General features: G+C 38.3%; 10 protein-coding genes. 8 read left to right on the plus strand and 2 right to left on the minus strand.

The annotated features are described in order from the left end of the window. Positions 1-137: 137 nt before the first annotated feature. Together C3F34_RS10800 and C3F34_RS10805 are read right to left on the minus strand one after the other, a co-directional pair. Positions 138-800, minus strand: coding sequence for an IS1595 family transposase (locus C3F34_RS10800; protein WP_104440784.1), 663 nt, complete (start codon positions 798-800; stop codon positions 138-140). 38 nt (positions 801-838) lie between these two features. After that, complete coding sequence (locus C3F34_RS10805; RefSeq protein WP_158654352.1) at positions 839-1,216, minus strand: hypothetical protein; 378 nt, start codon at positions 1,214-1,216, stop codon at positions 839-841. 952 nt (positions 1,217-2,168) lie between these two features. Between C3F34_RS10805 and C3F34_RS10810 the strand changes: the two genes are divergently transcribed. From C3F34_RS10810 to C3F34_RS10845, 8 genes are read left to right on the plus strand one after another with little or no spacing between them, the layout of a single operon-like run. Further along, complete coding sequence (locus C3F34_RS10810; RefSeq protein ID WP_104441570.1) at positions 2,169-3,959, plus strand: IucA/IucC family protein; 1,791 nt, start codon at positions 2,169-2,171, stop codon at positions 3,957-3,959. Then, positions 3,952-5,358: a lysine N(6)-hydroxylase/L-ornithine N(5)-oxygenase family protein gene (locus C3F34_RS10815; protein ID WP_104441571.1), complete on the plus strand. Its 1,407-nt coding sequence runs from the start codon at positions 3,952-3,954 to the stop codon at positions 5,356-5,358. The genes C3F34_RS10810 and C3F34_RS10815 overlap by 8 nt, the downstream gene beginning before the upstream one ends. 14 nt (positions 5,359-5,372) lie before the next feature. After that, positions 5,373-6,806, plus strand: coding sequence for a DHA2 family efflux MFS transporter permease subunit (locus C3F34_RS10820; protein ID WP_104441572.1), 1,434 nt, complete (start codon positions 5,373-5,375; stop codon positions 6,804-6,806). Positions 6,807-6,829: 23 nt separating this feature from the next. Then, complete coding sequence (locus C3F34_RS10825) at positions 6,830-8,680, plus strand: IucA/IucC family protein (protein ID WP_104441573.1); 1,851 nt, start codon at positions 6,830-6,832, stop codon at positions 8,678-8,680. A 2-nt stretch (positions 8,681-8,682) separates the two neighbouring features. Further along, positions 8,683-10,611, plus strand: a complete 1,929-nt coding sequence (locus C3F34_RS10830) for an IucA/IucC family protein (protein ID WP_104441574.1) — start codon at positions 8,683-8,685, stop codon at positions 10,609-10,611. Positions 10,612-10,626: 15 nt separating this feature from the next. After that, a complete protein-coding gene (locus C3F34_RS10835) occupies positions 10,627-11,448 on the plus strand; it encodes a (2Fe-2S)-binding protein (protein WP_171284966.1) in 822 nt (273 codons plus the stop codon). After that, positions 11,433-12,050 (plus strand): RraA family protein, encoded by a 618-nt coding sequence (locus tag C3F34_RS10840; RefSeq protein ID WP_104441575.1) that lies wholly within the window; start codon positions 11,433-11,435, stop codon positions 12,048-12,050. Before C3F34_RS10835 ends, C3F34_RS10840 begins: the two co-directional genes overlap by 16 nt. A 33-nt stretch (positions 12,051-12,083) precedes the next feature. Then, a complete protein-coding gene (locus tag C3F34_RS10845) occupies positions 12,084-12,674 on the plus strand; it encodes a GNAT family N-acetyltransferase (RefSeq protein ID WP_104441576.1) in 591 nt (196 codons plus the stop codon). Positions 12,675-12,790: the final 116 nt, after the last annotated feature.

Raw genomic sequence — 12,790 nt, forward strand, 5'->3', positions numbered from 1 at the left:
TCTAACCAGACTGTCATTTGGACAAATATATTCTTGAGTGTTTTTATATTCATTCCCAAATTGATCTTCTAGTTTAATGTTGGACTTACATTCTGTAAAATATTCAAGGCTCTAGACTAGCAGATTTATACTTAATTTTATCTAATGATGTTCCACAACTCAGTTGCTAACTCATTAGGTTCTCTCATCCAACGCCATTCAGACTCCTTCAGATGGTAGTCAAAATAATCTTTTGAGATACCATTGAACTTGGATAATCTTCGTTTACAGAAACTCCAAAATGATTCTATTCCATTTATGTGACATTGTCCTCTAGCAAACTCATTTGCTCCGTGATTTACCCTGAAATGCTTTGAATAACCAACATCAACTAGACCATTATAGCCTCGCCATCCATCACTATAAATGACACTTTCTAGTGCCACCTTACCTAAGATAACCTTTTGTAAAGTCTTCATTTTACAGTCAGGAACGATTTCAGTATAAACACGCCCATCCCGTTCAAATATTCCAAATACGGGTTGTTTTAAAGTGCCACGACCACGTTTTAACTTCCCATGAAAACCACGTTGTCGTTTAGCGCCAAAATAGCTTTCATCCACTTCAATAGAACCTACAAATTTAGTTCTTAAATCTGTTTGATGATCATAAATAGCTTCCCTAAAAAGCATGTACCAATAGTTGATCGTATTACGATTTAAATTGAGTAATAATGCAGTTTTAGAAGCGGGTATATCAATGCAAAAGCATTGAATGATTTTTTTAATCTTGTAGTGGCTTAATTTACTGTTTTTAATCATGATTACAGACCAACATAACTAGTCTGCTAGTCTAGAGCCTATTCAAATATAGGGCGTTCAGTTAAATTCTCAGTAATCACTTGTATTGAAACATTGTTTGGTTCAGTTTGAGTAGGTAGTAAAACGCCACTTGCCTCACCATGATTAAGAGGTTGTTTTGTTTGATTATGTAGTAATTGCATAGTGATTTTTACATCGCCACACTGAGTTGCTATTTGTCCATTTGACCAGATTATATATTGTTCAATAAGTTCAATCTCTGGATCTTCGCCATCCGAGGGTCTTGGTGTTGAGCCTGTTGGTACTGGTCCAGTTCCAGACCCACCTAAGCTCACTCCAACAGAAAAATTATCACCTTCACCACAAGCCACTAAGAATATAAGACTCAAATAAAAAAAACTATGGTGAGATTTCATTTGCTGTACGATCGTTATTAAAGATATATTTTTTATTATATCATTAATCGATAGATTTTAATTTAATACCTTTATCTAGTATTTTACAAGGTTGATCAAATTACAAATATATGGTGAAGTAATAAAATATCTGTGAATTTTAATTTTTAATAAGATATGTAGCACTTTAACTAATTTTTTCATTTTTTTTAATAAGATTAGTTCTGTTTAATAAAAATTCTTCTAAAAAATTTTGTACAAGTAACAGCTATTGCTTACATAACTTTTTAGTCGATTAAGGCGATCACATAATGTGGTCTAGCCATAATATAGAATGATCTCAATAGCATAATTTAGATGATATTTAGTCAATTTTAATGGTTGGTGGGTGAACTCAATTCTAAATACTTGAGCAAACTAAACTAGGTTAAAGGGAAATTTGGGTCTTTTTTTATTAATTAGAATAGAAGTTTGAATGAATAGCTTGGGATTTGTGTTGAACTTCAGTTACTTTCCATCAAAATTGGATGCAGAAATTTTTAGTAGAAACTTATTTAAATCAATATTTAAATTCTTTGTATTACTTTATTTTTCTGAAGCGATTCAAAGCAGTTTTACTCAATCTTTTTAGCTGAAATAAGGAAAAATTATTACATCACTTACAGATGGAGAATGTAAAAGACGTAGTCTAAATACAAACAATATCGTTCTCTGATGCTCACAGTTTATTTTTAGAGGTGATCTATTTTTGAACAAAGGTTGGATTCCATACTTGAGTTCTGGGATTGTGTAAATCAAGAGTCAATTGGCTAATATCCATAATAAGTTCAAAGAGATGAGAGAGTCTTTACATAATTCGTTGGGTTGAGTTAATTATCATAATACAATTAATAATAATTATCATTTACATTTGTGTTTGATCGGTATATCTTACGCATCACACTATTTTTACTTAATAGATAGAGTGATAACGATGAAATCAATTACGGATAAGATCGCTTTACAACATTTAATTAATTCATATCTACAAGAAACAGGAAATGGATATTTAATTCCTGTCGCAGAGCAATCACAACATTTACGTGAGCAGAGTCGGGGCAAGGTTTTGGTCTGTATTCCTTTGGATAGCATTGCTGGATATGTTTATGCACCGCTTGAATATATGAGTAAAGTGGGGCGGCATCGTTTGGCTGATTTACCATGGGTTGAGCAAGACCATCAAATTTTAAAAATTAGTTCAGTAAATTTGGCTGCCAATTTATTGGAAAATCTAACCCTAAAAGAAAATGAAAAAGCGTTAGATACCTCTTCTTTATTGGAGTGCTGGATTCAAAGCCGTCGAGCATTACAACAGTTTTTAACTCATCGAAAAGATCAAATGGATGATGTCATTGCGCCGAAGCAAAACTTTGTTCAAAGTGAGCAGGCGCTTGTTCTTGGACATAGTATGCATCCGTCACCTAAAAGCCGTCAGGGTTTTGTACAAGATGATTGGAAGCATTATTCACCAGAAACTCAGACCGCTTTCAAAATGCATTTTTTATATGTGCATCCAGATTATGTCATTCATGATAATGCGCGTAATTTATCGATTCCAAGCCAATTAAAACAAGATTTAGCACCATACTTTAATACTTATCATCATGAAAAAATGGCGCAGCATCCTAATTATGCGTTGCTACCTTTGCATCCGTGGCAGGCAAGATATTTAAAAGACAAAGACTGGTATCAACAGCTTTTACATGAAGGGAAATTAATTGATTTTGGTGCATTGGGGTGGGAAATGAAAGCCACAACATCCGTGCGAACTTTATATAGTGAGCAAGCACCTTGGATGTTTAAGGCTTCAATGACTGTGGCTGTGACCAATTCGATTCGTGTGAATCTCTATAAAGAGTGCCATCGTGGTTTATTGAGCTATCAATTATGGAATGATGACTGTCTTGCAGATTTTAGACAACGTAATCCACGATTACAGACCATCAGTGATCCAGCTTGGATTGCATTAAAAGTGAATGGTCAAGTTCTGGATGAAACCATCTGTATTCTACGGGAAAATCCATTCAAGCAAAGTGATGATGTAACCTGTATCGCTTCGTTGTGCCAAGATCATCCGTTTGAATCCAAAAATCGTTTTAGTCAAATTTTTGCTGAAGTTTCAAAGCAGACAGGACTGAGTCAAACAGATGTGGCTTTGCAGTGGTTCGAGCGTTTTTTAGAAATTACAATTTTACCCCTGATGGAGTTGTACCAAGAGTTTGGTATGGCATTTGAAGCTCATCAGCAAAATACACTGATTGAACTTGAAGATGGAATGCCAAAAAATGTTTGGTTTAGAGACAATCAAGGTTTTTATTATATTCAAGAATTAGCCAACGAAATTTTGGTACGTTTTCCGACCTTGGCGACAGATGGGCAGGCCGTTTGCCCGCAGGCTTTAGTGGATGAGCGTTTCCGATATTACTTTATTGGGAATACCTTATTTGGCTTGATTAATGCAATTGGCATAACAGGTGTCGTTCAAGAACAGCAACTGCTTGAAAAACTACAATCTTATTTGATTCAAGCGTATCAAAAATATCCTGAAAGCCAATTGTTAAAGACAGTTTTACATCAAACGACATTCCCTTATAAGGGCAATTTAATGACGCGTTTGTATGAGTTGGACGAACTACAAGCCGATATTTCTCAACAGTCGATTTATGTCAATTTAAAAAACCCACTGTATGTTGCGCAAACTGTAGTGGAGGCTGAACATGCTTGATTTTATCGGTATTGGTTTAGGACCATTTAATTTAAGTTTGGCTGCATTGCTCAATCAACATGCTTCACTCAAATATCAATTTGTGGATAAGCGGCATGAGTTTGATTGGCATGCAGGCATACAGTTGCCGAATGCGATGATGCAAGTTCCCTTTATGGCAGACTTGGTCAGTTTGGTCGAACCGACCAGTCCCTATAGTTTTCTGAATTATTTAAAAGCACATCAGCGTTTATATAAGTTTTATTTTCGGGAAAATATGTATATTCCACGGCAAGAATATAATCACTATTGCCAGTGGGTGGTCAAACAATTACGTAATTTACAATTTGGAAGCCGCGTAACAGACATTGCACCTATTTCAGGTGGTTTTCAGGTAATTACTGAGTATAAAGGTCGTCTGTCGGTTCAACAAACCCAAAAGTTGGTCTTAGGCACAGGCACTATACCTAAGTTACCGCAACCGTTACAGCGGGTGGCTGAGCAGACACAGCAGTGTATACATTCATCAAATTATATCAATCAGTGTAAGGATCATTTATCAGGAAATGTTGTCCTGATTGGTTCAGGTCAGTCTGCTGCTGAGATATTCATAGATTTATTTGATAAGCAAATACATCCTGAAACGGGTCAATCACAATTTCATTTATATTGGCTGACGCGTTCGGCTGGGTTTTTCCCGATGGAAAATACGCCACTCGGTTTGGAAAGTTTTAGCCCAGACTATATGTCTTATTTTTATCACTTGCCTAAAAAACTCAAAGATACTTTACCTGTGACACAGGCAAATTTATATAAAGGCATTAGTGCTAAAACCATTCGTGATATTTATGAGCGCTTATATCAGCGTAGCATTGGAGATGCAGAGATACATGTCACGATTGCAGGACATCATCAGCTTGAAAATGCAGAAATAATCAATGAAAGAAATATTCAACTGAAATTTTTCCAAACCCAGAAACAGCAAGTTTTAAACCTTCAGGCCAGCATGGTGATTGCAGCAACGGGTTATCAATATCCTTCGTTAGACTTTTTAACTAAGTTGAGTCGTGATATTCCCCTAGATGGACAAAATCATTGGGAGATCAATGAACACCATCAACTGAACTATCAAGGTGAAGGCAAAATTTATATTCAGAATACTGATTTGCGACATCATGGTGTGGGTACACCTGACCTCGGATTAGGGGCTTTTCGTTCTGCAAAAATTGCCAATCAGATTTTGGGCGAGTCCTATTTCAACATCGAAGGGCGACAAAGTTTTCAGGATTTTCACTACCCAGAATCTGATCGTCCATTTGCGAAGAGTGCGATATCTAAAACCCATGCTCGTACAGATGTGATGTCATCGCAGATTTCAAGAAAAGCTGTAGATCACCACCCTGAATATTCGATGAAGTAGGGCTGGGAATAGGCATGGCTGAAATGTCAAAGTTAGATTCTCCCGCGGCTTCTGATACTTTGCTGTCGCAACGTTGCGTCATGCTTTCAGTGATGCTGGGTACAGGTACAGTAAGTATTAATAACAGCAGTTTTAATCCTGCTATTCCTCAACTAATGCAAGATTTCCAAATTGCTGAAGCAACAGTCAGTTGGGTCATGGTAATTTTCCTTTTGACCATGAGTCTAAGCTTGCTGCTGACAGGTTTTCTCAGCCAACGTTGGGGCAAGCGTCGTGTGTATTTAGCCGCATTAAGTCTTTTTATGTTGAGCTCGATGTTCGGGGCTTTCGCTTCGCAATTTGAGACCGTGTTAACGGTCCGAGCCTTACAAGGATTTGCCAGTGGGCTGATGATTCCGTTGTCATTGGGAATTATTTTTTCAGTTACACCGAAAGAACAGAGGGGGGCAGCAACGGGGCTATGGGGAGCAATGATTATGCTGACCTTAGCCTGTGGTCCAATGTTAGGTGCCTTGATGCTCGCTGTGTCTAGTTGGCATGCCTTATTTTTATTAAATGTACCATTGGCAATCATTGCTTTAATTGTGGGGTGGTTTTATCTGCCTCGGCAACCTGCTATTCAAAATTTAAAATTTGACTGGCTTGGTTTTGGATTATTGTCAATTTTCATTATTTGCTTCGTGTTGGCCTTAAGTCTTATTCAACAATTGCAGGATGTCTATCAGCCTACGTTCTGGTGGTTATTGGGACTGAGTGGTTTTGCAGGGTTTGGATTTTTTTGGGCTAGTCGAAAAAAGCCAGATGCCATTATTACTTGGTCTATCTTTCAAAGTCGTGAGTTTAATTACAGCTTGATGTTATCGGTTGTGCATACCATCGGCTTATTTTTGAGCTTATTTTTGATTCCTTTACTCGTTCAAAATAGTTTGCAGTTAAGTCCACTTTGGTCAGGAGCATTACTGATGAGTAGTGCTTTAACCACCAGCTTGTGTAGTAAACGTGCTGGTCGCTATCTAGATCAGCATGGGGCAAAACGGCTGTTAAGTGTGGGTATCGTGCTGACCGCAATATCCTTTGTCGGCTTAGGGTTGGCAGCGAATCACTCTATCGTTTTATTAATGCTGTGCATGGTGATGCATGGTTTGGGGTTTGGCTTGTCTTATATGCCCGCGACCACAGCAGGACTGAATCACTTAAATCCAGAACTTGTGACACATGGTGCGGCGGTAAATAACTTATTGCGTAGGCTTTGCGCTGCAATTGCAGTTGTGATTGCCGCACTTTATTTGCAAATACACACGCAAAATTTCTTAGAAAGTCCTGAATTAGCCATCGTACAAAGGCAAGTCATTCAAGAGCTATTTTTCTTCTGCGCCTGCATAACGCTCTTGGCACTGCCTTTTGCATGGAAGTTTCCACATCAAAAACAGCAACATATACACATTTAAAATTTAATATGAAGGAATCGGTTATGGGTCATTTACATCCCACATTAACGAACAAAAACAATGCCTCTTATGTCGCAACTTTAGCTTGGCAACAACCCGATCAAACTGCAATCAACAAAGTAGAACAACGTGTCATCAAACAATTGCTTCAGGCTTTAATTTTTGAAGAAGTGATTGATGCAAAATTTGAAAATGACGTATTTATCATCCAAGCATTCGATCAAAATCAAAAAGAAATTCAGTACCGTGCAGCAGGCAAGCGCTATCTAAGCTTTGGTTTAGTCCGTTTGGATGAGCAAGAGGTGATTCGTCAAGACCATGCAGGACAACAGTCAGCGACCCAACTAAACCAAGTGATTGAGGAAATTGTCCGTGCGATTCCAAACGCAGCTAAATTGGAAGATTTCATTTATGAATTAAAACGGACATTTATTCATGATGTGCAATCGCAACACTGTCAAAACCAATTTCAACTTCCTGTGACACAGTACAATTATGATGTTCTAGAAACATATTTAATGGATGGTCATCCTTATCATCCTTGTTACAAGTCACGTGTTGGTTTTAGCTTACAGGACAACCTGAAATATGGGGTGGAATACGCACAACCGATCCACTTGGTATGGTTAGCCATTCATCATTCCTTGCTCTCAGAAAATGCTTCAAAGTCTATTCATGCGGAACAGTTTTTACAGCAACAACTAACTGAGCAAGATCAAGCGCTGTTTGCTCAAACATTGAAAGCTCAGGATTTAAATACCAGCGAATATACCTGGCTACCCGTACATCCTTGGCAATGGGAAAATACGCTGGTTCATACATTCTTTGAAGAAATTGCGAAACAAAAAATTGTCTATTTAGGTCACGGAAGTGATGCGTACATAGCGCAACAGTCCTTAAGAACTTTGACCAATTTACAGCATCCAGAAAAGCCCTACATTAAACTTGCAATGAGTTTAACCAATACTTCCAGTTCACGAATTTTAGCGGCACATGCTGCAATGAATGGTCCGTTAATTACAGATTGGTTACAGCGTTTAATCGAAAATAGTGAACTGGCAAAGTCTTTAGATTTTGCAATTTTAAGAGAAGTGCATGCCACAGCGGTTGATTTTAGCAAATTACCTGCGTCACACGCCAAACAAGCCTATGGCACGATTGGGAGTTTATGGCGTGAAAGTGTTCACGCTTACTTAAAGCCAGAAGAAGATGCTATTCCGCTCAATGGCGTCAGTCATGTGCAACGTGATGGGCAATTGCTTATTCAACCGTGGCTAGAAAAATATGGTACGGAAGCGTGGCTTACACAATTCCATTCTGTGGTGATTCAACCGATTTTATTTCTATTACATGCAGAAGGTATTGGCTCGGAATCGCATGGTCAAAATATTATTCTAGTGCATAAAAATGGCTGGCCGACGCGCATTATTTTGAAAGATTTTCACGATGGTGTTCGTTTTAGTCCAGAACATTTAACTCATCCTCATGAATATCCTCAACTACATGCCTTACCCGCAGAACATGCAAAAGCCAATCGCATGTCATTTATTTTGACTGATGATTTAAATGCCGTACGAGATTTTAGTTGTGCCTGCCTATTTTTCGTTGCTTTAAGCGATATTGCGATGACATTACAGCAGAAAATCAATTTTCCTGAACAACACTTTTGGCAAATTGCGGCCAATATTATTCATCATTTTCAACAACAAAATCCTGAACATCAAAATAGATATGAAAAATTTGATGTATTTGCTGCACAGTTCTGCATCGAATCTTTAACCAAAAGACGTTTGTTTGGCGATGGCGAGGTACAACTTCGTCTGGTGAATAATCCACTTTATCAGTTCCGTAAACCAACTGCTCAAGAGGGTTAAAGATGAATACGATGTTGTTTTCACCAACCGTAACGACCCAAATGATTTTGGTGGATTTGGTGAATAGTTTTTTGGTGGAAGGTTATATTCCAGAGCATGTCATTTTTACTAAGACACAGGCATTGGCACTGTTAAAAGATCGTTTTGAGCAGAATTTCAATGCTTTGTTCGAGACGTATCTAGATCGAATCTCTTTCGCACTTTTATTTCACGCCGATTTTTCGGAATTTATAGTTCTTCCATTACAGCAGGCAATTCAACAGGATTGGGTTATTCAACCACATATGCCTGCTTACCAAGTATGGATTCAAGCAGATCAGAATTATCAATTACGCGCATTAAGCGCATTAGATTTTTTTGATGTGATGCAGCGTTTTGGCGACTTTTCTCACTGTGAAACTGCAAAGTTAGAGACATTTAGAGATGATCTGCAACTGAGCATGATGCAAAGTCAGCTCACTGCACAGCATCAGATTCGTACCGAAACATGGGGTTTAGATTGTCCTGCCGAATTGTTTATTCAACTTGAACAATATGCTGGACTCAGGGACCGTCCATATCATCCGCTGGCCAAATTAAAAGATGGTTTTTCGGCAGAGGAGTATCTGCAATTTAGCCCAGAGTTTTCTCAGCCTATTCCTTTGTGTTGGGTTGCAGTTAAAAAAGAAAAACTGGTCTATGGTCAGGCGGTAACGCAGATTGAAACCCAGCAACCCGCTAAAATTTTTTTAGATCATGAGCAATATGCTGCCTTAGCGCAGGAATTAAATCAAAAAGAAATCGGTGATGAGTTTCTGGTTTTACCGATGCATATTTGGCAGTTTAAGCATATTTTGTCGGAGAAATTTGCTCAAGAACTGCTAGATGGCGTGATGATTCCATTGGAATTTCAATCTACCGAAATGTATGCGAGTTCATCCTTAAGAAGCTTATTATCAGCCTCAAAACCACAGGACAGTCTAAAGCTGCCTTTGGCCGTGAAGTCTTTGGGTTCACTGCGTTTTTTGCCGACTGTGAAAATGATCAATGGGCAAAAAAACCAAAAGCTGTTGCAAGATGCAAAGAAACTGGATGAGGTTTTAAACACGCGTTTATGGTTGTGTGATGAAAATCAGTGGTGGGCATATTTACCCCATGATCCTGAAAATTTAACTCCAGATAATTTGACCTTATTTGATGAGCAGCCGATGCATTTAGCGGTACAACGGCGCCGTATTCCTGCTGAACTCTTACAACAGCCTTACCAAATTATTCCGATGGCCAGTTTAGGACAATGTTTAGCGGGAGAAATATATCCATTTGAGTTTATTTTAAAGGCGCAAAAACTTCAGTCGACCAAAGAAAATATCATGGCGACTTTCAAGATGTTGTGTCGAGATTTTTTTGACGTGAATTTAAGGCTCTTCAGTCTGGGATTAATGGGGGAAATTCATGGTCAGAATATTTGTATTGTTCTTAAACAGGGTCAGTTTGCTGGGTTTATGTTGCGTGATCATGACTCATTACGCATTTATTTACCTTGGCTACAACAACAGGGGCTGGAAGATCCGCAGTATTTAAGCCCACATGATTTCAGAATCACGCTTTATCATGATTCGATAGAAGATCTTATTTCGTACCTACAAACCTTAGGGATACAAGTTAATTTAGCCAGTATATTGGAGTCAGTTGCTGAATATTATCAGCTCAATGCCTTCGAGTTATGGCAAATTTTGGCTCAAGCGTTGCAGGAGGCTCTGAATGCCGTGCCATTCAGTGATGAAGCCCGTTCAGCCTTACAGCATATTTTATTTGAAGAAGAGCATTGGCCATATAAACAGCTTATTCGCCCTTTACTTGAGCAAGAGAATCGAACTGGAAGCATGCCTAGCCGTATGGGCCAAACCTGTAATTTCGTCAAGAAGTTGCAGACTGCTGAAAAGAATGATTGAACAGGTCAGCAGAACGTGCGTTCCCATATCTCTGTCGTGAATGTTGTCTCAGAGCCTGAATTTGAATCATTGGGTCTTTCTCAAGCCAAGCATGTTTTGGCTGAAAGGCTCAATATTCAAATCAATTTGCATATGCACGATGCAGATAGTTTTGCCGATCTATTAGATCTTGAGCAGTGTTTAAAGGTGCTCACCGAATTTTCAACACGTATACAGGCCGTTAACTTAACCTGTTCAGGTTCAATGTTTATGAAATATTGGGCAGTTCCACTGTTGTTTCCTTATTTATATGCATTGTTAACGGATGAGGTGAGTTTACCTTGGGAATTGTCTGCGCTTTCAGTGCAAATAACATCGACTTGGTATTGGGATCGTCATTTAAATATTAAACCCACATTTTTAAAAAAGGATACGTGGTGGACGCAACAGCAAACGTATCAAGCAACCATGCTGAGGATTTTTGATGATTTAAGTCAAGTATTTGAGGTCATGAGTAAAGTTGCCAAAGTACAGAAGTTTTTGCTTTGGGAAAACACAGCGCTCAGGATTTTACAGTTCTATGACCTGATGCAGAAACAAAATTCATCTCAACAGACTTTGACAAAAATTTTGCAGCAACGCCAATTCTTATCAAATTTACCTGCCGAATCTTTTGGCTTAAAACAAAATCCATTTCTTTTGTTAGAACAAAAACGAAAGTTAAACAGTGGAACTTACCTAAGGAAAAAGTGCTGTTTTTATTTTCAACTCCCCGAATCAAAACGTGAATATTGTAGCAGTTGCCCTTTAGCTAAAAAGGATCAAGAAAGAGATCAAAGCCCATGTCAGATCAATTAAATCGTTTATTTACACAGTATGCCAATATTGCCAGCTCAACCATTGGGCATGTTTTAGATACAGGTTATTTACCTGAAATTCATGCAGTTAATTCAGTTCAACATGTTATAGGGCGGGTGCGAACGGTTACTTTAAACTCCATCAATGCCATGCTGCTACGCAATGCACTGTTAGAAAGCAAAGCAGGTGACGTACTGGTGATTGATGCGCGGAAACTGGGTTACCGTGCTTGTTGGGGAGAACAACGTCATCGTGCAGCGATTTACCATGAATTGGCTGCCATCATTGTTCTTGGTGCAGTCACTGATATTTGTGCTTTACGTGCCATGAAAGTTCCCGTATTTGCACAAGCGGTGAGTTGTTTAACCACCCGAGCAGAAGGAGAAAGTCTGGTCGACTTTGATCAAGATATTCAATATTTTGATTCAATCATTTCAACAGGCGATTTGATCATTGGTGATGCAGATGGTGTTTTCATTTTAAAACCTGAGGTTGCAGCATTCCATTCAGAAAAATTCCAACAAATGGAACTTTTGGAACAACAAAAAAGAGAGCAGTTTTTTAGTCAGCATCCCACAGAACAGTATTATTACAGCATTTAAATATCGGTCTAAGACAAAAAATAAAGGACTTCTATGCAAACATTATCCTCAAGTCTTCCTCATTATTTTTCTTATGCAGAAAAAGGGATTGCCTATGCATTGCGCGCAGTGGTTTTACCTGAAGATTTTCCACTACTTTATAAATGGATGCATACACCTCATGTCATCCCGCAGTGGCAACTGAACAAACCCGAACTAGAGCTGGCTGTCTATTTTGAGAAGATGCTGATTGATGACCATCAACGTTTGTATATTATTCAAATTGAAGGGCAGGATGTGGGCTATTTAGAAATATACGAGGCTAAACGGGATCGGTTGTCCTTATATTATCCTGCATCAGAGCATGATTTAGGGTGGCATATCTTATTGGGCGAAGAAAGTGTGGTGGGAAAAGGGCATTTTAAAGCTGTAATGCGCATGATGAGTTATTTTATTTTTGAGCATTCTCCAGCAGAGAAAATTGTAGGGGAGCCCGATGAAAATGTGAAATCGTATGAATATGTCGCCCACGAGATTGCTTACGAAGCCCAGAAAAAAATTCACATGTTAGAAAAAACAGCCATTTTATATCATTGTTTTAGAGACAAATTTTATGAAAGGTGTGGAGCATTAGCTCGTTCATAGAAAAGATTGTGGGTATTTTGGAAATGTCTTCCATTAGGAAGACATTGTTTAGCTTATATTTTTAACAAAACTTAGTCTCACAACTGTATTTAGACATAGCCATTAAAATCCATAAA

The sequence above is a fragment of the Acinetobacter sp. ACNIH2 genome (assembly GCF_002934965.1).
GTDB lineage: Bacteria > Pseudomonadota > Gammaproteobacteria > Pseudomonadales > Moraxellaceae > Acinetobacter > Acinetobacter tandoii.